Here is a 22,495-nt window from a genome sequence, read left to right on the forward strand (position 1 = left end):
GCGGCTTACAGCAGTTCGTTGAAGCGCGCCAGCCAGGCCGGATGTGCAGGCCAGGCCGGGGCGGTCACCAGCTTGCCGCTGGTGATGGCCTGATCGACCTCGATCTGGGCATAGTCGCCACCGGCTAGGGACACCTCCGGTGCGCAGGCCGGGTAGGCCGAGACACGAAATCCCGACAGGGAGATGGCGGCGGCCAGCAGCTGGGCGCCATGGCAGATGGCGGCCACTGGCTTGTCATGCTCGAAGAAGTGACGCACCGCTTCGAGGACACGCTCGTCCAGGCGCAGGTACTCCGGGGCACGCCCGCCGGGAATCACCAGGCCGTCGTAGTCGGCCGCCGACACCTCGGAGAAGGTAGCATTGAGAATGAAGTCATGTCCGGGCTTCTCGGTATAGGTCTGATCACCTTCGAAATCGTGAATGGCGGTACGGATCCGGTCGCCCTCGCGCTTGTCCGGACACACGGCGTCGACCGTGTGGCCCATGGCCTGCAAGGCCTGGAAGGGCACCATGATCTCGTAGTCCTCGACGAAATCGCCGGCGATGAGCAGTAACCTGGCCATGGGGATGAACCTCCTGAGTGATTGGAGTGGCGCTACTGCCGCCAGCATAGGTCATGTTCGCCGAGGCGACGAGCGCAGCCAGGCGAACCGCATGAAGCTGGCCATAGCCGCCGGTTCTACCTATCCTCGGGAACCCCGCGTCTCCCTTCGCGTTCCCAGGGCTGTCGACACCGAGAGGACCTTTCATGCCTGCCTTGCCGCTACGCCCCTCGTGGCTGCTGCCATTGCTCCTGCTGCTTGCCGGTTCCGCCACGGCCGCAACGCCACCGCAGCCCTTCGATGCCCGCTATCACCTGCAGGTGGCAGGCTGGCCCGACGCCGACATTCAGCATCAGCTGCAGCGCACCGGCATCGGCTGGCAGAGCGAGATGAGTACCAAGCTGCCGGGCATCAGCGGTCATGAGATGGGCCGCTTCCGTCTCGACGAGGACGGCCAAGTTCAATCGCTCTACTACGCCTCCGGCTACTCGCTGCTGGGCATCCAGCGCTCCTATCGACTCGAACGCGACGCCCTGCAGACCTGGCTGGACCGCCAGAGCGCCCTGTTCTCCCTGTCGCGGCAGGCCATCGACGGGGACTGCACCTCGGAGTGCCGAGTGCATTATCTCGACCATCGCGGGCGCGAGGAGCGCGTCGATTACCGGGTGACGGGACGCGAGATGCTGGAACTCCCCGCAGGTCGGTTCGAGGCGCTGCGCGTGGAGGTGACCGAGCCGGGCGAGCCGGATCGTCGCCTGGTCTTCGACTTCCTCCCCCGAATGCCGGGCCTGCTGCTGTCCATGGGCTACTACCGCGATGGCGAGCGGCGCAGCCACCTGACGCTCACCCACCTAAACGCTCCCTGACCCGCGGCCTTCCGCCAGGTAACGAAAACGCCTAGAGTGGGGGATTTGCCGGCAGACTCGAGGCCGGCGGCGTATCTATCCAAGGAAGGAAAATCGCGATGTTGAGTGGCCTGTTGATCGTCCTGCTCCCCCTGGTGCTCGGCTATCTGGTGCGCGTTCGCCACACGGGGCTCATGGCCGGGATCAACCGGGGCGTCAACGTTTCCATCTACGTGATCCTGCTGCTGATGGGCATCGGCCTGGCCGGCCTCGACGACCTGGGTGGCAAGCTGGCGCAACTGGGCGGCCAATCGCTGTTGCTGTGCGCCGTGATCTCGGCCTGCAACCTGACGGCCCTGGCCTGGCTGTCGCGTCGCCTACGTCTCGAAGTCGATGCCTCCCGGGCAGTGGCGGACGCCCCCACCAGCAAGCTGGCCGCCATGGCAGGCTCGCTGTCGCTGATCGGCATGGTGCTGGCCGGCGTCATCCTCGGCCTGGTCGCCGGAGGACCACTGGGCGAGCCCTTGTTCGCCTGGGCCGAGACGCTGTCCGAATGGGTGCTCTACGCCCTGCTCGCCCTGATCGGTTGCCAGCTCAGGAACTCCGGCATGCCGCTCAGGCAGATCCTGCTCAACCGCTTCGGCCTGGCCATCGCCAGCGTCTTGGCGGCAAGCTCGCTGATCGGCGGACTACTGGCCGCCCCGCTGCTCGACCTGCGCTGGAGCGAGGGGCTGGCCATGGCGGCCGGCTTCGGCTGGTATTCGCTGTCCGGCATCCTGATCGGCGACCAGCTCGGGCCGCTGCTCGGCGGCATCGCCTTTCTCAACGACCTGTTCCGTGAACTCGTCGCCTTCGTGCTGATTCCGCTGGTCATCCAACGTCATGCCGCCCTGGCCATCGGCTATGGTGGTGCCACCTCCATGGACTTCACTCTCCCGGTGATCCAGCAGCACGGCGGTGTTGCCTGCGTGCCGGTCGCCGTGGTCAGCGGCTTCATCCTCTCGCTGCTCTCGCCGCCGTTGATCCTGTTTCTGCTGACGCTCTAAGACAAAAAGCCCGCGCAAGGCGCGGGCAAGGCATCACAACCAAACGGCTCAAGTTCCTAGAACCAGACTTCCGACTGCACACCGAAGGCCCACTCGCCGCCGGTGAAGCCGTCGCTACCGAAGGCATCGTCCGCCGAGTAGTCGTTGAGTGCTTCGTCCCAGTCGCTCCAGGAGGCGAACACCCGGATCTCCGGACGCTTCCAGAAGCCTCCCACCTCCGGCTTGAAGGTCGGTGCGATGGTCAGCTTGGTGTAATCCCCTTCCACGGCATTGTTGCCGCCGAAGCCTTCGGGCGAGATATCCATCCACTGGTAGCTGCCTTCATACTGCATCTCGAAGTTTTCGGTCAGCTCATTGGCCAGGCGAACATTGAACGTTGCCCAGTCATACTGGTCACCCTCGACGTAACGGTCTTCGCTGGTTTCAGCCAGAATCGCCGGCGCCACGCGCCAGTTGGGCGCCAGGTAGGTGGTACCATAAAGGCCCAGGCGTGTCGCGGTGGCATCCTCGCTCAAGTTGCCGTTGGAACCGATGCTCTTGGTCTCGGCACCCAGCCCCTGGCCATGCATCACCGCCGCCTTGAAGTTACCGTCACCCAGGCCGAAGAAACTGTCGCCATGATAGGCCACCATGGTGTGTACGCCATTATCCGCGGCGCTGATGTTGCCTTCGGTCAGACGCTCATCGTTGTCGGTGGCATTCATGCCGCTGAGCATCCACTGCCAGTTACCGAAGTAATTATTGGTCGTGAGGATCAAGTTGTCGGTACTGCCGGACTCTTCGGCTGGATTATGGCTATCGACCGGAAAGTCGGTGAAGCTGCGGCCATAAACGGACAGATTCGACTTCCAGTTGTCGGCAAGCTGCATGTCGTAGATACCGCCACCGGTACCGGCCAGGAAGATGAAATCGCTATCGAGCCAGTGAATATCGAAATTGTCGCGGTCGAAGCGCTTGCCTGCCCAGATGGAGGCATTCTCGAAGGCACCGGTAAAGCTTGGCAGATCGCTGAACTCGGCATAGACCTGACGCACGTTGAGACTCGATTCGTCGGATGTCCAGTCATTACTGGTGGTGACGCCATCGGCGATCATGGTGGTGTACTTCGCCTTGGCGCCGTTATCGAAGCGCATCTTGTAGTTGAGAACCGCCTCGGCGTACGTATCCGGCTCGTTGCCCAGACGTCCCACGGCACCGCCCTGCTGCCCAGCAGGCGTCAAGTAGGGGCCACCCTCGGTGCTCTTGCCGTTCTCACCGATCAGCAGCCCCGAACGGGCATAGGCGTTGAAGGAGAAGCCTTCTTCACCACTGGCGTGTCGCTCCACCTTGGCGAGCCGTGACTCGATGTCCCGGCTGTCGGTTGAAGCACCGGCAGCCTGCTCCTGAGCCACCTCCTGCTCGGCCTGGTCGGCACGTCGTTCGGCAGCCGCAGCACGCTGCTCGGCGGCAATGATGCGTTGTTCCAGCTCGGCCAGCCGAGCCTCGAGATCGCTGGTCGTCTGAGCACTGACCAGGCCACTGGTGCTCATGGCAGTGGCGACGGCCATGACGAGCAGTGACTTGCGCGGGCGTGGGGTCGGAAATGTCATCGTGATAATGCCTTTGTTGTTGTCGCGAAGGATTTCGTCCGGTGACGCCTGCCAGGCTTGCCGGCACGAAGACGATCGATATGGCGCACATCGAGACTTAATCGTTTCAGACACTAGTCACAACATGACGTAAAAAAAACACGACTTACGTCTAAACCATAAAGAATGAGCAGAAAAAATAGTAAACAAACAAGATCGTACATTTATCTGCCCGGTATTCGCGACGAAAGTCTAGGTTGCGGAGCCGTTCCTGCATCGCTTAACTGAACATCATGTCTTAATCGTTTAAGACGATGCTCTACAACAAGCGCTACAACAACAAGCGACTGAGGTAATGCCATGCAACGCCAGCCCCTGATCGCCTCCGGCCTCGCTCTGCTGGGCGCCGTGAGTGCTACCCCGGCCCTGTCGGCTGACCTGACCATCTCCTGTGGCGCGGTAGGCGCCGAACTTGCGCTCTGCGAGCAGGGCGTCGAGGCCTGGGAGGCCGAAACCGGCCATGAGGTGGAGATCGTCTCCACGCCCAATTCCTCCACCGAACGGCTGTCACTCTACCAGCAGATCCTGTCGGCACGCTCCGACGATATCGACGTGCTGCAGATCGACGTGGTCTGGCCAGGACTGCTGGCCAACCACCTGCTCGACCTCCAGGAAACGCTCGGCAAGGACGCCGCCGCCGGTCACTTCGAGACCATCGTCGCCAACAACACCGTCGACGGCCGGCTGGTGGCGATGCCCTGGTTCACCGACGCCGGCGTGCTCTACTACCGCAAGGACCTGCTCGAGCAGCATGGTGTCGAGCCACCCGAGACCTGGCAGCAACTGACTGACATCGCCACCGAGATCCAGTCCGCCGAGCGCGAGGCCGGCAACGACAAGATGTGGGGCTACGTCTTCCAGGGCCGCGCTTACGAAGGACTGACCTGCAATGCCCTCGAGTGGGTGGCCAGCCAGGGCGGCGGCACCCTCGTCGACGCTGACGGCGAGATCACCATCGACAACGAGAATGCCGCCGCGGCGCTGGACCTGGCCGCGAGCTGGATCGGCGAGATCGCCCCGCAGGGCGTGCTCAACTACACCGAGGAGGAGGCCCGCGGCATCTTCCAGTCCGGCAATGCCGTATTCATGCGCAACTGGCCCTACGCCTGGTCACTGGCCCAGAGCGAGGACAGCGAGGTGGCCGGCAAGGTCGGCGTGGTCAAGTTGCCCCACGGGCCGGATAGCGACAGCGCCGCTGCCCTGGGCGGCTGGAACCTGGCCGTCTCCAGGTACAGCGAGCATCCCGATCTCGCCGCCGAGCTGGTGGCCTTCCTGACCGGTGAGGCCGAACAGAAACGACGCGCCATCGAGGCGGCCTACAACCCCACCCTCACGTCGCTCTACAAGGACGAGGAGGTGCTCGAAGCGGTGCCCTTCTTCGGCACCCTCTACGACACCTTCACCAACGCCGTGGCTCGCCCCTCCGCCGTCACCGGCGACAACTACGGCCGGGTCAGCAACGGCTTCTTCAACGCCGTGCATGAGGTGTTGTCCGGCAACCAGAGCGGCGCCGAGGCCGTCTCCGATCTGGACAGCGAGCTCTCGCGCATCAAGCGTCGTCGCTGGTAACTCAGGAGATCTCCATGTCGACTCCCGTCACCGAACAGGCCCCCCAGGCAGCGCGGCGCAACCCGGCGGGCTACCGCGGCACCAAGGTGCGTCGTCAGCGAGTCCGCGCCGCCTGGACCTTTCTCGCACCGATGCTGGTCGCGCTGGCCCTGGTCGCCGGCTGGCCACTTCTGCGCACCTTCTATCTGAGTCTCACCGATGCCTCGCTATCGGATACCGCCGGCGCGGCGCTGATCGGCTTCGAGAACTATCTGGTCTACGACGACGGCGCCTGGTATGGCCTGCTCACCGACCCGGTGTGGTGGAACTCGGTGTGGAATACCGTCTACTTCAGCCTGGTATCGGTCTCGCTGGAGGTGGTGTTCGGCATCATCGTCGCCCTGCTGCTCAACGCTGAATTCAAGGGCCGCATGCTGGTGCGGGCGGCAGTGCTGATTCCCTGGGCCATCCCGACCATCGTCTCGGCCAAGATGTGGGCCTGGATGCTCAACGACCAGTTCGGGATCATCAACCACGTCCTGATGGCTCTGGGGCTGATCGACGCGCCCCTGGCCTGGACCGCCGATGCCGACCTCTCCATGTGGGCGGTGATCATGGTCGACGTCTGGAAGACCATCCCTTTCGTCGCCCTGCTGGTGCTGGCCGCCCTGCAGATGCTGCCCAGGGACTGCTACGAGGCTGCCGAGGTCGATGGCATCCATCCGGTCAAGGTGTTCTTCCGCGTGACTCTGCCACTGATCACCCCGGCGCTGCTGGTAGCGGTGATCTTTCGCCTGCTCGACGCCCTGCGCGTGTTCGACGTGATCTATGTGCTGACTTCCAATTCCACCAGCACCATGACCATGTCGATCTATGCCCGCCAGCAGTTGGTGGAGTTTCAGGACGTGGGCTACGGCAGCGCCGCTTCCACCCTGCTATTCCTGATCATCGCCCTGGCCGTGGTCATCTACCTCTACCTGGGCCGCCGTCAACTGGGAGTCGATCAATGAACCAGTATCAACTGATAAAGCTCGCCAAGCGCGTCGGCCTCTACGCCCTGATCGCGATCGTACTGGTCTACGCCATCTTCCCCTTCTACTACGCAGTAATCACCTCGCTGAAACCCTCCAGCGAGCTGTTTCGCGTCGATTTCTGGCTGTCCTCACTGGACTTCAGCAACTATGTGCAGATCTTCACCCAGAAGAGCTTCGTACGCGCCGTCTTCAACTCCATCGTCGTCTCGCTGTCGGTGGTGGCCATTGCGTTGCTGCTGGGCATCACCGCCTCCTATGCCCTGGGCCGGGTGCGCTTCCGCGGCCGCACCACGGTGATGCTGACGATCCTCGGCGTGTCGATGTTTCCCCAGGTGGCGGTGCTCTCCGGACTGTTCGAGGTCATCCGAACGCTGAACCTCTACAACAACCCGGGCGGGCTGATATTGAGCTACACCATCTTCACTCTGCCCTTCACCGTCTGGGTGCTGACGACCTTCATGCGACAGCTACCCATGGAACTGGAAGAGGCGGCGATCATGGACGGCGCCACGCCCTGGATCACCATCACCAAGGTGTTTCTGCCGTTGATGTGGCCGGCCATGGCCACGACGGGGCTATTGGCCTTTATCGCCGCCTGGAACGAGTTCCTGTTCGCCCTGACCTTCACCCTCACCGACGACCAGCGCACCGTACCGGTCGCCATCGCTCTGATCTCCGGTGGCAGCCAGCACGAGCTGCCCTGGGGCCCGATCATGGCCGCCTCGGTCACCGTCACCGTGCCGCTGGTCATCCTGGTGATGATCTTCCAGAAACGCATCGTCTCCGGTCTCACGGCCGGCGCCGTCAAGGGATAAGCCACATGCCATCGATGAACAAGACCATGCAAGACAACCTGACCTGGTGGCGCGGCGGCGTCATCTACCAGATCTATCCACGCAGTTTCATGGATGCCAACGGCGACGGCATCGGCGACCTGCCTGGCATCACCGACAAGCTCGACTATGTGGCAAGCCTCGGCGTCGACGGTATCTGGCTGTCGCCCTTCTTCACTTCACCGATGGCCGACTTCGGCTACGACGTCAGCGACTACCGCGACGTCGACCCGATGTTCGGCACCCTCGACGACTTCAAGGCACTGCTGGCCCGCGCCCATGAGCTGGGCCTCAAGGTGATGATCGACCAGGTGATCAGCCATACTTCGGAGGCGCATCCCTGGTTCCAGGAGAGTCGCGCCGATCGCACCAACGCCCGCGCCGACTGGTACGTCTGGGCCGACCCCAAGCCCGACGGTACGCCACCCAACAACTGGCTGTCGATCTTCGGCGGCTCGGCCTGGACCTTCGACTCGCGTCGCCAGCAGTACTACCTGCACAACTTCCTGGCCAGCCAGCCGGACCTCAACTTCCACCATCCCGAGGTTCGCCGAGCCCAGCTCGACAACATGCGCTTCTGGCTGGAGCTCGGCGTCGACGGTTTCCGCCTGGACACCGTCAACTTCTACTTTCACGACGCCGAACTGCGCGACAACCCGCCAGTGCCCGCCGGCGAGGCCAAGACGCTCGGCGCGCCGGACAGCAACCCCTATACCTGGCAGCGCCACGTCCATGACCTGAGTCGCCCGGAAAACCTCGACTTCCTGCGCGAGTTGCGCGCACTGATGGACGAGTTTCCCGGCACCACCACCGTCGGCGAGATCGGTGACGACAATCCGCTCGAGCGCATGGCCGAATACACCGCCGGCGGCAACAAGCTGCATATGGCCTACACCTTCGACCTGCTCAACACGGCCCATTCGCCTGCCTACATCCACGAGGTGCTCGAACGCTTCCAGCGGCTGGCCGGCGATGCCTGGCCGTGCTGGGCACTCTCCAATCACGACGTGGTAAGAAGCGCCACCCGCTGGGGAGCCGGCAAGGATCCGGTCGCCTATCCCAAGGTGGCCCTGGCGATGCTGTTGTCGCTGCGCGGCAGTGTCTGCCTCTATCAGGGCGAGGAGCTCGGCCTGCCCGAAGCCGAGGTGCCCTTCGAACGTCTTCAGGACCCCTACGGCAAGGTACTGTGGCCGGAGTTCAAGGGTCGCGACGGCTGTCGCACACCGTTGCCCTGGGAGCAAACGGAGCATGGCGGCTTCACCGCCGAGGGAGTGGAACCCTGGCTGCCGGTCGAAGCGAGTCACCTGCCGTGCGCCGTGTCACGCCAACAGGACGACAGCACTTCGGTTCTGGCCGCCACTCGCCGTCTGCTGACCTTTCGCCGCGCCCATCCAGCCCTGTTCGACGGCGATCTCGAACTGGTCGACGTCGGCAAGGAACTGCTCGGTTTTATCCGCGAGAAGGGCAATGAGCGGCTCCTCTGCGTGTTCAACCTCGACGGCGATACCCGGCAGGCCACCTTGCCGCAAACCGGCACACCGCTCGACGGCCACGGTTTCACTACCACCCTGGAGGGCACGATGCTGCAGTTGCCGCCCTACCAGGCCGCCTTTATCCAGATCGATCGATAACACAACACCAAGCAGGCCGGCCCCCGATGGGCCGGCGAGGAGTCGCCAGATGGCAAGCGTGACGCTCGACAAGCTCAACAAGGTCTTCGGTCATACCCACATCATCAAGGATGTCGACCTTCGGATCGGCGATGGCGAATTCGTGGTCTTCGTCGGTCCCTCGGGCTGCGGCAAGTCGACTCTGCTGCGGCTGATCGCCGGACTCGAGTCGATCACCGACGGCGAACTCAGGATCGCCGATGACGTGGTCAACGACCTGCCGCCCCGCGAGCGCGGTGTGGGCATGGTGTTCCAGTCCTATGCGCTCTACCCGCACATGTCGGTCTACGAGAACATGGCCTTCGGCCTCAAGCTGGCCAAGATGGCCAACGAGACCGTCGAGGATCGGGTGATGGCCACCGCCCGTATCCTGCAACTCGAGGAGCTGCTGCATCGCAAGCCCAAGGAACTCTCCGGCGGCCAGCGCCAGCGGGTGGCCATGGGCCGGGCAATGGCCCGTGAACCGCGCATCTTGCTGTTCGACGAGCCGCTATCCAACCTCGACGCTTCGCTGCGCGTGCAGATGCGCAATGAGATCGCCCGCCTGCACCACCGGCTGGGCTCCACCATGGTCTACGTCACCCACGATCAGGTCGAAGCCATGACGCTGGCCGACAAGATCGTGGTGCTGCGCGATGGCCGCGTCGAGCAGGTCGGCAGCCCCCAGGAGCTCTACCAGCGGCCGGCCACGCGATTTGTCGCCGGTTTCATCGGCTCGCCGACCATGAATTTCATGCCGGCCGAACTCCTCGGCGGCGATGACGAGGGCTGCAGGATCAAGGCACCGGGCCTCGGCGAGCTGACCCTGCCCCAGGATGCCGGTGGCCAGTCCCGCGGCACTGGCCTGAGCCTTGGCGTGCGTCCCGAGCACCTGAGCCTGGCCGAGGCCCAGGGAGACAACGCCTTCGAGATCGTCAACGTCGAGTACCTGGGCAACGAGGTCTACGTCTATCTGGAGCCCAAGGCCGGCGACACCTTGTTGATCCATCGCAGCGAAGCCCCCAGCCGCTGGGAGATCGGCCAGCGGGTGGCATTGGTGCCCGAGCTCGAGCACGTTCACCTGTTCGACACCGCCGACCAGGCCCTCGGCCTCGCCAGGCAACGCCAGGCGGCCTGATTCCACCAATACCGCCGGCCCTGCCCCGTACACGGCGGTTGCCGGGCCGCGACACGTTCGACACCTACCCGATACGCCCTGGAGGCGGGATGGAAGCCCCAACAACGACAAACAAGATGAGGTAGCCCATGAAAACATCGTTTCACCTTTCGCCTGCCCACCATCGCCTGCTCGCCGGGCTTCTGTTGGGCGGCTCGACTCTGATCGCCCAGAATGCTCTGGCAGCGGAGATCGCCATCGCCTGCGGCGCCGGCGACACCTCCGACTACTGTCCGATCGCTGCCCAGCAGTGGGCCGAACAGACCGGCAATACCGTGAAGGTCGTCTCCACGCCAAACAGCCCCACCGAAAAACTCTCGCTCTACCAGCAACTGCTGGGTAGCGAGTCCAGCGATGTCGACGTGCTGATGGTCGACATCGTCTGGCCGGGCATGCTCGACGACCATCTGGTGGACCTCTCCGAGTACCTGCCGGATGACATCGCCGACGACTTCTTCCCGGCGCTGATCGACAACAACACCATCGACGACCGCCTGGTGGCCATGCCCTGGTACACCGACGCCGGCGTGCTCTACTATCGCAAGGACCTGCTCGCGAAATACGGCCACGAGGTTCCCGAGACCTGGCAGGAGCTGACCGATACCGCCACCGACATTCAGGCCGCCGAGCGCGAGGCCGGCAACGACGACTTCTGGGGCTTCAGCTTCCAGGGCCGGGCCTACGAGGGGCTGACCTGCAACGCCCTGGAATGGGTGGCGAGCCACGGCGGCGGCACCCTCGTCGACGCAAAGGGCGAAGTGACCATCGACAATCCCCGTGCCGCCGCGGCCCTGGACCTGGCCGCCTCCTGGATCGGCACCATCTCGCCGGAAGGCGCGCTGAACCACACCGAGGAAGAGACCCGCGGTATCTTCCAGTCCGGCAACGCCCTGTTCCTGCGCAATTGGCCCTACGTCTGGTCGCTGGCCAACGGCGACGGCAGCGAGGTGGCCGGCAAGGTCGGAATGGCGCCGCTACCTCACGGTCCCGAGGGCGAGTCGAAGGCAACGCTGGGCGGCTGGAACTTCGCCGTCTCGCGCTATTCCGAGCATCCCGAACTGGCCGCCGAGCTGGTCGCTTTCATCACCTCTCAGGAGCAGCAGAAGGCCCACGCCGTCCAAATGGGCCGCAACCCGACCATCGAGTCGCTCTACCAGGACGAGCAAGTGCTGGCCAGCAACCCTTCCATGAGCGATATCTACGAGACCCTGACCAATGGCGTAGCGCGACCCGCCACCGTGACCGGCGACGCCTATGCGCGAGTCTCCAACGCTTTCTTCAACCATACTCACCGGGTGCTCTCCGGCGAGCTGGACGGTGCCACTGCCGTCCGCCAACTGGGTCGTGAACTCGAGCGTCTCGGTCGCCGCGACTGGTAAGGTCATGTCCCTCGCCCGGTCGGTGCATCTTCGGCCGGGGCTGCCGTCATCCCCGCTGTCAGGCCCCCCCACGGACGACACGCTCCCAGGGGCCTCCGTCGGGCGAGACGTGTATCGATCACTGCTCGCCCGGCAGATCGAGCCCCGGCTGGAATGGCCACACTGTCCCGGGGAACGGAAGACCGGTATCCTAGACAACGAAGCACTTAGCAGGGAAACGAAAGTGTCCTCACTGCCCCGCCGCATCACCTTGAAGGAGCTGGCCGCCAAGCTCGGCGTTTCCACGGCGACCGTCTCCAACGCCTTCAACCGCCCCGACCAGCTTTCGCCGCTGCTGCGCGAACGCATCCTCAACGAAGCCAAGCAGCTGGGCTATCGCGGCCCCGACGCCAAGGCACGCAGCCTGCGCACCGGTCGTTCGCGGATCATTGCGGTGATTCTGGCAGAAAGCCTGACCTACAGCCTGAACGATGCGGTGGCCAGCGAGCTGCTGTCGGGCATCGCCGAGGTGCTCGACGCGCACGGCCATACCATGCTGCTGCTCTCGGGCCGCAAAAATGCCTCTCAGGTCCCCGGCTCGTCGAGTATCGCGGACGGCTTCATCGTCTACGGCCTGATGCCGAGCCTGATGCTGCTCGACGACCTGCCGCTGCCGGACCAGCGCCCCCTGGTGGCAGTGGACTTCAGCCTCGAGGGCTACCCGACGGTGCATATCGACAACGAACCGGCCGGCTATGCCATCGCCAGCCATGCCTTGAAGACATCGTCGCGGCGTCCCGGCATCATCAACCTGCGGCTCACCAAGCACCCCTGTAACGATCGCGTCGCCCCCGACCAGGAACTGCTTCCGGCCGATCGCACCATCACGCGTTCGCGGCTCACCGGCTTTCATCGTGCCCTCGACGAGCACGGCATCGATCCGACCTCGGTGCCGATGTGGAATATCGAGGAGAATACCCATGACGTCTGCGCCCCGGTGATCGCCTCCATCCTCGATCTTCCCGATGACGAGCGGCCGGATCTACTGCTGTGCATGTCCGACCGCATCGCGCTCACCGCCCTGACCCTGGCCGAACAACGCGGCCTGCGCGTTCCCGAGGACCTTCGCCTGACCGGTTTCGACGGCATCGCCGAAGGCCAGTACCGATCCCCACGCCTGACCACCATGCGCCAGGACAGCGTCGAGAAAGGGCGTGTCGCGGCCCGCATGATCCTCGGACTGGAGACACCCCGAGCCCAATTGCTGCACACCGAGCTGGTCGTCGGCGACAGTTGTCCCTGATCAGCCGACGACTTTCACCGGGATTGCACGATGCCGGCTCCCCGTGACGGTATCCTGAGGCGATGCTCCCTGCCCGAGGAATCCCCGCGTATGCGCTCCTTCCGCCCCTCCTTCTCGCGACTCGGCATCAAGCTGTTCGTGATCATTCTGGTGGTCAACGTGGCTATCGCGGGGCTGGTGTTCATCGCCGTATCGCGCAGCCTCGACCAGGGCTTCATCGAATACCTCGACCGCACCCAGACCCGCCGCGCCGAGACACTGGCCGAAGGTCTCGCCGACGAGTGGTCGCGGCGCGGCGACTGGCAATGGCTCCGACAGTCGCCACGCGCCTGGCATCACCTGGTTCGCCATCAGCTATGGCCCGGCGACGCTCCACCACCGGAAGGCATCGAACGTCGACTCGGCGATCCCCGGGACTTCGTGCTGCATGACGCCCGCGGCCTGCCGGTGATCGGCCTGCCCCCGGACAACGACCGGGATGCCGCCGAGCTGCGCTGGCTGCCGATCATCAACAATGGCGAACAGGTCGGTACCCTGGGCTACCGGCCGCCTCAGCAGCTCATGGCGCGCATGGACCGCATCTTCCTCTCCCAGCAACGCCGCAACCTGGCGATCATCGTCGCCGCTCTGGGCCTGGCGTCGCTGCTGCTCGCCGGCGGGCTGTCGTGGTGGTTGGGGCGCCGCACCGGCGGCATGACGCTGGCCACTCGACGTCTCACCGAGGGCGACTACAGCACCCGCCTGACTGAACGCGGCGGCGACGAGCTGTCGCACCTGGCGCACGACTTCAACGTCCTGGCCGCCACGCTGGAAGCCAGCCGTGAGGCCCGCAGCCGCTGGGTCTCGGACATCGCCCATGAACTGCGCACCCCGCTCGCCGTGCTGCGCGGCGAGATCGAGGCCATGCAGGACGGCGTGCGTCCCTTGAACCTGGACAGCCTGGGCTCGCTGGCCCAGGAGGTCGGCCAGCTCGAGCGCCTGGTCTCCGACCTGAGGCTGCTCTCCCAGAGCGATGCCGGTGCCCTCGAAGTCCAGCTGGCGCCACTCGATCTGGCCGACAGCCTCGCATCACGCCTCGGTGAGGCCGAAGGCTGGCTCGCCGACGAAGACATCTCGCTCGATACCGACATCGACGGCCCGGCCTGGATTCGCGGCGATACCCAGCGCCTGCGCCAACTCTGGACCAACCTGCTGGACAACACCTGTGCCTATACCAGCTCGCCCGGCCGCCTGCGGGTCACGCTCGCACGGCAGGACGAGTCCTGGCAACTTTGCTGGGAGGACAGCTCGCCCGGCGTGTCGGAGGCCGAACTGCCACGCCTCACCGAGCGTCTCTACCGGGTCGAGGGGTCGCGCAGCCGAGCCAGTGGCGGCAGCGGCCTGGGACTGTCCATCGCCATGGCACTGGCCCGGGCCCATGGTGCCGAGATGATACCCAGCGTTTCGGCACTGGGCGGGTTATGCTGGACGCTGACCTTTCCGGCCATCACCGATCACCAGCTCAGAGGGACTGACACATGAGCCACATCACCACCGACAGCGTCCTGATCGTCGAAGATGAACCCAAGATCGCTCGCCTGGTGGCCGATTACCTGGAAGGCAGCGGCTATGCCACGCACCACCTCGATCACGGCGATACGGTACTGCCCTGGTTCGAGTCCCAGGAGGCACCGCCCGAGCTGGTCCTGCTGGACCTGATGCTGCCGGGCACCGATGGCCTGACCCTGTGCCGCGAGATCCGCCAGCGCTGGCCCAGGGTGGCCATCATCATGCTTACCGCCCGGGTCGAGGAGGTCGATCGCCTGCTGGGGCTGGAGCTCGGTGCCGACGACTACATCTGCAAACCCTTCAGCCCCCGCGAAGTGGTCGCCCGCGCCCGCGCCGTGCTGCGCCGCAGCCGGGCGGCCGACGCCGACCGGCACACGGGTACCGACGACCTGGTGCTCGACGATGATGGCTGGTGTGCCATGGCCGATGGGCACGACCTGGCGCTGACCGCGGTAGAGTTCCAGCTTCTGCGGGTGATGATGCACTCACCCGGCCGCATCTTCTCTCGCGAACAGTTGATGGATCACATGTACCGTGACCACCGCATCGTCTCCGAACGCACCGTGGACAGCCACGTCAAGAAGCTGCGCAAGAAGATCGCCGATATCTGGCCGGACCGCGAGATCATTCGCTCGGTCTACGGCGTGGGCTACAAGTATCAACCCGAAGAGTGACGAATGGCGCCAGTCCTTTCCGGAGGCTAGTCTGAAGATTCCAGACAAGGGAAAGCGATATGGAACGCCATCGGGACGTCATGCGCTTCTGGCGTGACCCCACTCTGCCATTTCTCGAGGCACGCCGGGTCACGGACGGGCGTCGCGTCTGCTATGCCAAGCACAGCCACGAGACCTTTTCGATCGGCGCCATCACCGGAGGGCGCAGCACCTACTGGAATCAGGGCCACACGGAAACCGTCACCCCGGGTACGGTCGTGGTCATGAACCCCGAAGCGGTTCATGCCTGCAACCCCATCGACGACCGCCCCTGGTCGTATGACATGCTTTATCTCGACCGCGACTGGCTGGCCGGCCTGCAGCATGAGCTCGGCGCACCCGCGCACCTCGACTTCCAGGCATTCTCCGCCCGCTCGAGCCGGCATCCGGTACTGTATCGACGGCTCGTCAAGCTCTGCGACACCCTGTTCGCCCCCGATGCCACACGCCTGGCCCGGGAAACCCGGGCCACCGAACTGGTCGTCGAGATGCAGCGTCGACTCGCTCCCCGGCTGCAGCCCCTCGAGGCGCATCCTCTCGGTCTGCAACGCGCGGCGGAGTACATCGATGCCCACTGCACAGAGGCCATCGGCCTTGACGATGTCTGTCAGGCAGCAGGCCTATCGCGCTCCTACCTGGTGCGCCGCTTCAAGGCCCATTACGGCATGACCCCGCACGCCTTCCTCATCAACCGTCGCATTCAGCTCGGTTGTGCCAGGCTACGGGCCGGCCACCCCATTGCCGAGGTCGCGCTCGATTGCGGCTTCGCCGACCAGGCGCACTTCCAGCGCACCTTCAAGCGCCTGCGGGCCACCACGCCTGGCCATTACCTCGCCGCCACCACCAGATAACCGGCACTGACCACCAGCAGCAATGCCAGGACGCGATTGACCAGGCGTACCTGGGACGCATCACGTAGCCAGTGCCGCAGAAAGGCGCCGGCCACGGCCCAACAGGCGATCGACAGATAACAGATCACCAGATACAGCAACGCGAAGCGCAGGATCAGGTCGACCTCGCCACTGGCGGCATAGGCTCCCATCCCCGCCAGCGAAGCCAGCCAGGCCTTGGGGTTGAGCCATTGCATGATCGCCCCCTGCAGCATGGAAGGCCCACGAGCGTTGTCGTCATCCCCGAGCCGGCCATCGTCGATGCCGAGCTTGATCGCCATGTAGCCGAGAAAGGCCACCCCAGCCCAGCGAACGCCCTCGATGATGCCCGGCCAGCGAGTCAGCAGCTCATGCAGGCCAAGCCCTATCAGCACCAACAGCAGGGTGAAGCCCAGGGAGGCACCTGCGACATGCCGCAGGCTGGCGCGCAGACCGTGACGGGTTCCGGCGGACAGGGCCACGATGTTCACCGGTCCCGGCGATATCGATGCGGCCAGGGCGAAGGCCGACATGGAAAGCAGCAAGCTGAGCGTCATCGCGCCTCTCCTGTTTCGCGGGACAATGCCAGGCAAGGATACGCACACCCTGCGGGTGGGTATTGAACATCATTGCCCTCCTGCCTCCTCTGTGTTTGCACGCTTGATACACCGACCTTGCACTCCAGCGGACAATACTGACCGTGTCACTTCAGGACACAAGGAGTCTGTTCATGACCACATCGCTTTCCCGCAAGCTGCTGATGCCCGCCGTACTGGCCGCTCTCGTCGCGCCGCTGTCGCTCGCGGCCCATGCCGCTCCCGATCATGCGCCTCACCCGGGCGATCACCGCGATGACATCCGTCAGGAAGTGTTCGAGCGAGCCGGTATCGACCAGCAGACCCGCGATGAACTCAAGGAAGCCCGCGAAGCCTATCACCAGTCGATGGACGAGCTCCGTACCGAACACCGCCAACAGGTCGATGAGATCCTCGGGGACGATGGCAAGGCCGCCCTCGAAAAGGCCAAGCAACAGATGCGTGAAGAACATCACGCCGAGCGGCAACAGGCACGCGAAGCACGCGTCAAGGCCCTGTTCGACGAGTGGGAACTCTCCGACGCGACCCGCGACGCCCTGGCAAAGCAGCATGATGAATTCCGGACTCAAGCCAAAGCCCTGAAAGCACAGGAATTCGAGGGTCCCGAGGAGCGCCGCGAAGCCTGGAAAGACCTCTTCCAGTCGCATCATGAAGCACTGTCCGAGTACCTGAACGACGAACAGATGAAGGCGCTTGGCAACGCCATGCGCCCCGAAGGTCATGGCCCCGGTCGACCGCATGACCATGGCCACGGTCCCAAGCCCCCCGAGCCCATGGACGGCTGATTTCCCCTTCCCGCACTGCTCGATACGCTTCACAAGACGCCCGGCCCCGTGCCGGGCGTCTTGCGTCATGACACCGACATTTTTCCTGCAGCCCCCGTCACCCGGTCGATTCCGCCATTCGACTTGCAGTCAACGAAGGATGTGCGTATTTTATTTGAACATTCATTCAAAAAAGAGCTACCAAAACAGCAGGAGGATATGTTGAATGTCGGATAACCATGCCATTCCCGAGAGGCGCGACCGGATCAACCCCACGGTCTTTCACGGCAGTGTGGCCGGGATCCTGGTCTTCTTGATCCTGACCATGACGTTTACCGAGGAGGCCGGCGCCTTTTTCGACGCCGGCCTGGCCTGGGTGAACGATACCTTCGGCTGGTACTACATGCTGGCCGCCGTGGTCTATCTGGTCTTCGTGATCGTCATCGGTTGCTCCCGCGTCGGCAACATCCGCCTGGGGCCCGACCATTCCCGGCCCGAGTTCTCGCTGGTCTCCTGGGCCTCGATGCTGTTCGCCGCCGGCATCGGCATCGACCTGCTGTTCTTCTGCGTTGCCGAGCCGCTGTCCCACTACCTGGCACCACCCGACATGGCACCGGAGAGCGCCGCGGCGATGCGCGCCGCCGTTCCCCAGACCTTCCTTCACTGGGGGCTGACCGGCTGGGGCATGTATGTGCTGATGGGTATGGCACTGGCCTATTTCAGCTACCGTCATCGCCTGCCGCTGGCCATCCGTAGCGCCCTTTTCCCGTTGCTCGGCAAACGCATCCACGGCCCCATCGGCAGCGCCGTCGATATCACCGCCGTGATCTCCACGGTCTTCGGCATCGCCACCAGCCTGGGTATCGGCGTGATGCAGCTCAACTACGGGCTGACCTTCATGTTCGGCGTGCCTGAGAGCCTTTCCACCCAGGTGGTGCTGATCGTGCTGGTAGTGATCCTGGCTACCATCTCGGTGGTCACCGGCGTGGAGAAGGGCATCCGCCGTCTTTCCGAGTTCAACATGGGACTGGCCGCCCTGCTGCTGCTGTTCGTGCTCTTTCAGGGCGATACGCTGCACCTGCTCGATGCCCTGGTGCTCAACGCCGGCGATTACCTGAGCGGTTTCGTCGGCAAGAGCTTCGATACCTATGCCTTCGCCGGACCCGATGCCCAGCAGTGGAAGGGCTGGTGGACCATCTTCTTCTGGGGCTGGTGGATTGCCTGGACGCCCTTCGTCGGCCTCTTCCTGGCCCGTATCTCGCGTGGTCGCACCATTCGCGAATTCGTCATCGGCGCCCTGCTGATCCCGCTCGGCTTCATGATGGCCTGGATGTCGATCTTCGGTAACAGCGGCATCGAGATGGTGGCCAATCAGGGACTCGCGGAACTCGGCCAGGAGGCGCTCAACTCGCCGCAGACCACCATCTACACCTTCCTCGAGCAGTATCCGTACATCGGTATCACCGCCTCGGTGGTCACCCTGCTCGGCATCGTGTTCTTCGTCACCTCAGCCGACTCCGGCGCCCTGGTACTGGCGAACTTCACGTCGATCCTGTCCGATGTGAACCACGATGCCCCGATCCGCCTGCGCATCTTCTGGTCGGTGGCGATCGGCCTGGTCACCGTGGCTCTGCTGATGGCCGGCGGCCTGTCGGCCCTGCAGAGTGCCGTGGTGATTACCGCCGTGCCCTTCTCGCTGGTGATCTTTGCCATCATGGCCGGCATGACACGGGCCCTGAAACTGGAAAGCACCAAGGCCGATGCGCGCCAGCATGTCAGCGGTGCCGCACCAGGCGGCGACTGGCGCGAACGTCTGGACCGAGCTCTGGACACTTCCAACCGCGCCGGTGCTGCCGCCACTATCGAACATGCCATTCGCCCGGCCCTGCACCAGTTCGCCGAGGAACTCGAGAGTCGAGGCCAAACGGCGACGGTGAACGAGGAAACGGTCGACGGCGAACCCTTGCCCCATCTGACGCTGCAGGTGGAGTTCGACGACGCCGCCAGCTTCGTCTATCAGGTTCGGGCCCACCGCTTGCGCACACCGAGCTTCTTGCCGGTGGATGACGACTACTATGTGCGCCTCGATGTCTATCTGACGGAAGGCGGCGCGGACAAGGACCTCAATGGCTATACCCGAGGTCAGGTGATCGGTGATGTGCTCGCCGAGTACGAACGCCATCTGCACTTCCTGGCGCTGGCCGGCAAGACCGGCAACGTACAGGCCATGCCCGGCTCGGTGGGCGAGCCGCCCGAAGAGGCCTCGCCGGCCTGAGACTGACGCTCGTCACGACGGCGACCCTTGGGTCGCCGTCGTCGTTCATGCCCCAGTGAAGATGAGGTCCGGGTCGGGTAGGCTGGGGAGTATCTCAGCCCAGGAGGCTCCCATGCCCGACTCCAGCTCCCTCGATACCCCCCATATTCGCTACTACCATGCCCATCTCTACTACCGTGATGCCGCCGGCCTGGCCGAGGCGCAGCGGGTCGCTGAGGCGGCCGCCGAGCGCTTCGACATCCAGGTGGGGCGCTTTCACGAGCGCCCGGTGGGACCCCATCCGTTATGGAGCTGTCAGCTGTCCTTCGCCCCGGCGGTCTTCGCCGAATTCGTGCCCTGGCTGGCGCTCAATCGCGGCGACCTGGACGTCTTCGTGCACCTGGGCACCGACGATGACCTGTTCGACCATACCCAGGGCGCGATGTGGCTCGGCCATAGCCATCCCCTCGACCTCAGCGCCTTCAACGCCTGAGCGAGCACGCAAACACGAGGGGCGCGACCGGTGTCGCGCCCCTCGCTATCGATTGCCTTTCCTTGGCGATCAGAAGAAGCCCATGGGATTGGTGTCATAGCTGACCAGCAGGTTCTTGGTCTGCTGGTAGTGTTCCAGCGCCACCTTGTGAGTCTCGCGTCCGACGCCAGATTTCTTGTAGCCCCCGAAGGCGGCATGCGCCGGGTACTGGTGGTAGCAGTTGGTCCACACTCGTCCGGCCTGGATGCCACGCCCCATGCGGAAGGCCACGTTGATGTCGCGACTCCATATCCCGGCACCCAGGCCGAACTCGGTATCGTTGGCAATGGCCAGCGCCTCGGCCTCATCCTTGAAGGTGGTCACCCCCACCACCGGGCCGAAGATTTCCTCCTGGAAGACGCGCATCCGGTTGTTGCCCTTGAGCAGGGTCGGCTGGATGTAGAAGCCCCCATCATAGGCCGGGTCGAAGCTTTCACGCTCACCGCCGGTGAGGAATTCGGCGCCTTCCTCACGGGCGATGTCCATGTAGGACATGATCTTGTCGAACTGCTCCTGGCTGGCCTGGGCGCCCACCTGGACCTCGGTATCCAGCGGGTTGCCGCGCTTGATCGCCCGGGTCCGCTCGACCACCCTGCCCATGAAATCGTCGTACATCGACTCCTGGATCAACGCCCGGCTCGGGCAGGTACAGACCTCGCCCTGATTGAGGAAGGCCAGCACCAGTCCTTCGACGGCCTTGTCGATGAACTCGGGCTCGGCATTCATGATGTCGGCGAAGTAGATGTTCGGCGACTTGCCCCCCAGTTCCACGGTGGACGGAATGATGTTCGCCGCGGCGCATTCGAGGATGTGCGAGCCCACCGGGGTCGAGCCGGTGAAGGCAATCTTGGCGATGCGCTTGCTGGTCGCCAGCGCCTCGCCGGCCTCGGCACCGTAGCCGTTGACCACGTTGATCACGCCGGCCGGCAGCAGATCGCCGATCAGCTCCATCAGCACCAGGATCGAGGCTGGCGTCTGTTCGGCGGGCTTGAGGACCACGCAGTTGCCGGCGGCCAGTGCCGGGGCCAGCTTCCAGGTGGCCATCAACAGCGGGAAGTTCCATGGAATGATCTGCCCGACCACGCCCAGCGGCTCATGGAAATGATAGGCCACGGTGTTGGCGTCGATATCGGCCGTGGCTCCTTCCTGAGCGCGAATACAGCCCGCGAAATAGCGGAAGTGATCGACGGCCAGGGGAAGATCGGCGTTGAGCGTCTCGCGCACCGCCTTGCCGTTGTCCCAGGTCTCGGCGACGGCCAGCATCTCGAGGTTGTCCTCGATACGCTGGGCGATCTTCAGCAGCAGGTTGGCACGCTCGGCGACGGCCGTCTTCCCCCAGGCGGGAGCCGCGGCGTGGGCCGCATCCAGGGCCTTGTCGATGTCCTCGACATCGGAACGAGGGATCTCGCAGATCACCTGGCCGTTGACCGGGCTGACGTTGTCGAAATAGCGCCCCTTCACCGGCGGCACGAACTCACCCCCGATATAGTTGCCGTAGCGCGTGGCGAACTCGACCAGGGCACCAGGGGTTCCGGGGTTGGCGTAGATCATGGCATGACTCCGCAGGTTGGCAGTGATGAATGGCAACCCTCAGTCTTGGTCATGTGGCGCCAGTGGAACATACGCCTTTGGCAGGACAGCCCCTGGAAGCGTCGAAACGGACGTAGCGCCTACGCCCTACGCTGGTGCCACAGGCGCCAAAGACGCGCCAGGGGAGCCCCTCTGCCATGCAGCCAGGGCGCCAGCAGGCGAGTCGACAGTGGAATGAACACGAACACCATCACCGGCGTGAGCATCAAGGTGCCGACCAGCACCCTCAAGACCAGCGGCAAGGCGGCCAGCGTCTCGCCGAACATGGCCTGATGCCCCAGGGAGACGGGAAAGAAGGCCAGCCAGATCGCCACGGCCTGCTTCCAGCGTGGCGGCGTCTTCTGCCCCGGGGCCTCGTGAAACCAGCTATCCAGCCCGGTGGCACGATGCTCATGAGGGGATTCGAACAGTCGCCGGCCGCGTGCCAGCCAGGCACGCCGGGACGCGGAGTGCTCCCAGGCCGCCAGGGTCTCGGCATCCCGGAAGCGGAAGATGACCTGATATTCGTCGTCGCCGGGTGGCGGCGCCAGGATGCCGGAGCCCAGATAACCCGGGAAATCGGCGGCGAGTTCGCGGCCCTCATCGAGCCAGGCCGTGAAGGATCGGTAGCGCCCGCGTGCCACGCGGCGCGCTACCATCAGGGTAACGGGGGCGGTGGACATCGTG

20 protein-coding genes are annotated in these 22,495 nt (G+C 64.4%); 15 read left to right on the forward strand and 5 right to left on the reverse strand.

Annotated elements, in window-relative coordinates; translation table 11 throughout:
* Positions 1 to 5: 5 nt before the first annotated feature.
* The gene (locus HSDC_RS08690) at positions 6 to 563 is read right to left on the reverse strand and encodes a DJ-1/PfpI family protein (RefSeq protein ID WP_064699540.1); all 558 of its coding nucleotides are present in this window, start codon (positions 561 to 563) and stop codon (positions 6 to 8) included.
* Between the two features lie 185 nt (positions 564 to 748).
* On the opposite strand from HSDC_RS08690, the gene HSDC_RS08695 reads away from it, so the two are divergent.
* Together HSDC_RS08695 and HSDC_RS08700 are read left to right on the forward strand one after the other, a co-directional pair.
* Complete coding sequence (locus HSDC_RS08695; RefSeq protein WP_064699541.1) at positions 749 to 1,408, forward strand: hypothetical protein; 660 nt, start codon at positions 749 to 751, stop codon at positions 1,406 to 1,408.
* A gap of 98 nt (positions 1,409 to 1,506) precedes the next feature.
* A complete protein-coding gene (locus tag HSDC_RS08700; protein ID WP_064699542.1) occupies positions 1,507 to 2,433 on the forward strand; it encodes a LysO family transporter in 927 nt (308 codons plus the stop codon).
* A 56-nt stretch (positions 2,434 to 2,489) separates the two neighbouring features.
* Here HSDC_RS08700 and HSDC_RS08705 read toward each other — a convergent pair whose 3' ends face one another.
* Positions 2,490 to 4,022 carry a carbohydrate porin gene (locus HSDC_RS08705; RefSeq protein WP_073292082.1) on the reverse strand — a complete coding sequence of 511 codons (1,533 nt, stop codon included), beginning with the start codon at positions 4,020 to 4,022 and terminating at the stop codon, positions 2,490 to 2,492.
* A gap of 339 nt (positions 4,023 to 4,361) precedes the next feature.
* Here HSDC_RS08705 and HSDC_RS08710 point away from each other — a divergent pair, with 339 nt between their 5' ends.
* The 10 genes from HSDC_RS08710 (at position 4,362) to HSDC_RS08755 (ending at position 16,075) form a co-directional block, all read left to right on the forward strand.
* Entirely contained in the window at positions 4,362 to 5,630 is a 1,269-nt protein-coding gene (locus tag HSDC_RS08710; protein WP_064699543.1) for an ABC transporter substrate-binding protein, read from the forward strand.
* A gap of 14 nt (positions 5,631 to 5,644) precedes the next feature.
* The gene (locus tag HSDC_RS08715) at positions 5,645 to 6,619 is read left to right on the forward strand and encodes a carbohydrate ABC transporter permease (protein WP_064699544.1); all 975 of its coding nucleotides are present in this window, start codon (positions 5,645 to 5,647) and stop codon (positions 6,617 to 6,619) included.
* A complete protein-coding gene (locus tag HSDC_RS08720) occupies positions 6,616 to 7,458 on the forward strand; it encodes a carbohydrate ABC transporter permease (RefSeq protein WP_064699545.1) in 843 nt (280 codons plus the stop codon). Before HSDC_RS08715 ends, HSDC_RS08720 begins: the two co-directional genes overlap by 4 nt.
* A 26-nt stretch (positions 7,459 to 7,484) precedes the next feature.
* On the forward strand, positions 7,485 to 9,107 hold the full coding sequence (locus HSDC_RS08725) for an alpha-glucosidase (protein WP_064699780.1): 1,623 nt from the start codon (positions 7,485 to 7,487) through the stop codon (positions 9,105 to 9,107).
* Positions 9,108 to 9,156: 49 nt separating this feature from the next.
* Complete coding sequence (locus HSDC_RS08730; RefSeq protein WP_064699546.1) at positions 9,157 to 10,263, forward strand: ABC transporter ATP-binding protein; 1,107 nt, start codon at positions 9,157 to 9,159, stop codon at positions 10,261 to 10,263.
* Between the two features lie 128 nt (positions 10,264 to 10,391).
* The gene (locus tag HSDC_RS08735) at positions 10,392 to 11,681 is read left to right on the forward strand and encodes an ABC transporter substrate-binding protein (RefSeq protein ID WP_082920002.1); all 1,290 of its coding nucleotides are present in this window, start codon (positions 10,392 to 10,394) and stop codon (positions 11,679 to 11,681) included.
* 223 nt (positions 11,682 to 11,904) lie between these two features.
* On the forward strand, positions 11,905 to 12,963 hold the full coding sequence (locus HSDC_RS08740; protein WP_244534433.1) for a LacI family DNA-binding transcriptional regulator: 1,059 nt from the start codon (positions 11,905 to 11,907) through the stop codon (positions 12,961 to 12,963).
* A 90-nt stretch (positions 12,964 to 13,053) separates the two neighbouring features.
* A complete protein-coding gene (locus HSDC_RS08745) occupies positions 13,054 to 14,484 on the forward strand; it encodes an ATP-binding protein (RefSeq protein ID WP_064699547.1) in 1,431 nt (476 codons plus the stop codon).
* Entirely contained in the window at positions 14,481 to 15,185 is a 705-nt protein-coding gene (locus HSDC_RS08750; RefSeq protein WP_064699548.1) for a response regulator, read from the forward strand. The genes HSDC_RS08745 and HSDC_RS08750 overlap by 4 nt, the downstream gene beginning before the upstream one ends.
* 59 nt (positions 15,186 to 15,244) lie before the next feature.
* Complete coding sequence (locus tag HSDC_RS08755; RefSeq protein WP_064699549.1) at positions 15,245 to 16,075, forward strand: AraC family transcriptional regulator; 831 nt, start codon at positions 15,245 to 15,247, stop codon at positions 16,073 to 16,075.
* Here HSDC_RS08755 and HSDC_RS08760 read toward each other — a convergent pair.
* Complete coding sequence (locus HSDC_RS08760; protein WP_064699550.1) at positions 16,051 to 16,650, reverse strand: LysE family translocator; 600 nt, start codon at positions 16,648 to 16,650, stop codon at positions 16,051 to 16,053. The genes HSDC_RS08755 and HSDC_RS08760 overlap by 25 nt on opposite strands.
* Positions 16,651 to 16,823: 173 nt before the next feature.
* Here HSDC_RS08760 and HSDC_RS08765 point away from each other — a divergent pair, with 173 nt between their 5' ends.
* The 3 genes from HSDC_RS08765 (at position 16,824) to HSDC_RS08775 (ending at position 20,200) form a co-directional block, all read left to right on the forward strand.
* Positions 16,824 to 17,474: a hypothetical protein gene (locus HSDC_RS08765; RefSeq protein WP_064699551.1), complete on the forward strand. Its 651-nt coding sequence runs from the start codon at positions 16,824 to 16,826 to the stop codon at positions 17,472 to 17,474.
* 205 nt (positions 17,475 to 17,679) lie between these two features.
* Positions 17,680 to 19,728: a choline BCCT transporter BetT gene (gene betT, locus HSDC_RS08770; protein ID WP_064699552.1), complete on the forward strand. Its 2,049-nt coding sequence runs from the start codon at positions 17,680 to 17,682 to the stop codon at positions 19,726 to 19,728.
* A 112-nt stretch (positions 19,729 to 19,840) separates the two neighbouring features.
* On the forward strand, positions 19,841 to 20,200 hold the full coding sequence (locus HSDC_RS08775; protein ID WP_064699553.1) for a DOPA 4,5-dioxygenase family protein: 360 nt from the start codon (positions 19,841 to 19,843) through the stop codon (positions 20,198 to 20,200).
* A gap of 69 nt (positions 20,201 to 20,269) precedes the next feature.
* Here the strand turns inward: HSDC_RS08775 and exaC are convergent, their stop codons facing one another.
* On the reverse strand, positions 20,270 to 21,790 hold the full coding sequence (exaC, locus tag HSDC_RS08780) for an acetaldehyde dehydrogenase ExaC (RefSeq protein ID WP_064699554.1): 1,521 nt from the start codon (positions 21,788 to 21,790) through the stop codon (positions 20,270 to 20,272).
* Between the two features lie 119 nt (positions 21,791 to 21,909).
* Positions 21,910 to 22,491 (reverse strand): antibiotic biosynthesis monooxygenase, encoded by a 582-nt coding sequence (locus HSDC_RS08785; RefSeq protein ID WP_170862759.1) that lies wholly within the window; start codon positions 22,489 to 22,491, stop codon positions 21,910 to 21,912.
* Positions 22,492 to 22,495: the final 4 nt, after the last annotated feature.

The sequence above is a fragment of the Halomonas caseinilytica genome (assembly GCF_001662285.1).
In the GTDB taxonomy this organism is placed as follows: Bacteria; Pseudomonadota; Gammaproteobacteria; order Pseudomonadales; family Halomonadaceae; genus Halomonas; species Halomonas caseinilytica.

Bases quoted from the DNA above. Each gene is read 5' to 3' on its own strand.
- HSDC_RS08720 (WP_064699545.1), top strand. From the start codon at position 6,616: ATGAACCAGTATCAACTGATAAAGCTCGCCAAGCGCGTCGGCCTCTAC.
- HSDC_RS08775 (WP_064699553.1), top strand. From the start codon at position 19,841: ATGCCCGACTCCAGCTCCCTCGATACCCCCCATATTCGCTACTACCAT.
- HSDC_RS08785 (WP_170862759.1), bottom strand. From the start codon at position 22,491: ATGTCCACCGCCCCCGTTACCCTGATGGTAGCGCGCCGCGTGGCACGC.
- exaC (WP_064699554.1), bottom strand. From the start codon at position 21,790: ATGATCTACGCCAACCCCGGAACCCCTGGTGCCCTGGTCGAGTTCGCC.
- HSDC_RS08710 (WP_064699543.1), top strand. From the start codon at position 4,362: ATGCAACGCCAGCCCCTGATCGCCTCCGGCCTCGCTCTGCTGGGCGCC.
- HSDC_RS08765 (WP_064699551.1), top strand. From the start codon at position 16,824: ATGACCACATCGCTTTCCCGCAAGCTGCTGATGCCCGCCGTACTGGCC.
- HSDC_RS08705 (WP_073292082.1), bottom strand. From the start codon at position 4,022: ATGACATTTCCGACCCCACGCCCGCGCAAGTCACTGCTCGTCATGGCC.
- HSDC_RS08755 (WP_064699549.1), top strand. From the start codon at position 15,245: ATGGAACGCCATCGGGACGTCATGCGCTTCTGGCGTGACCCCACTCTG.
- HSDC_RS08725 (WP_064699780.1), top strand. From the start codon at position 7,485: ATGCAAGACAACCTGACCTGGTGGCGCGGCGGCGTCATCTACCAGATC.
- HSDC_RS08730 (WP_064699546.1), top strand. From the start codon at position 9,157: ATGGCAAGCGTGACGCTCGACAAGCTCAACAAGGTCTTCGGTCATACC.
- HSDC_RS08690 (WP_064699540.1), bottom strand. From the start codon at position 563: ATGGCCAGGTTACTGCTCATCGCCGGCGATTTCGTCGAGGACTACGAG.
- betT (WP_064699552.1), top strand. From the start codon at position 17,680: ATGTCGGATAACCATGCCATTCCCGAGAGGCGCGACCGGATCAACCCC.
- HSDC_RS08715 (WP_064699544.1), top strand. From the start codon at position 5,645: ATGTCGACTCCCGTCACCGAACAGGCCCCCCAGGCAGCGCGGCGCAAC.
- HSDC_RS08760 (WP_064699550.1), bottom strand. From the start codon at position 16,650: ATGACGCTCAGCTTGCTGCTTTCCATGTCGGCCTTCGCCCTGGCCGCA.
- HSDC_RS08695 (WP_064699541.1), top strand. From the start codon at position 749: ATGCCTGCCTTGCCGCTACGCCCCTCGTGGCTGCTGCCATTGCTCCTG.
- HSDC_RS08745 (WP_064699547.1), top strand. From the start codon at position 13,054: ATGCGCTCCTTCCGCCCCTCCTTCTCGCGACTCGGCATCAAGCTGTTC.
- HSDC_RS08750 (WP_064699548.1), top strand. From the start codon at position 14,481: ATGAGCCACATCACCACCGACAGCGTCCTGATCGTCGAAGATGAACCC.
- HSDC_RS08700 (WP_064699542.1), top strand. From the start codon at position 1,507: ATGTTGAGTGGCCTGTTGATCGTCCTGCTCCCCCTGGTGCTCGGCTAT.
- HSDC_RS08735 (WP_082920002.1), top strand. From the start codon at position 10,392: ATGAAAACATCGTTTCACCTTTCGCCTGCCCACCATCGCCTGCTCGCC.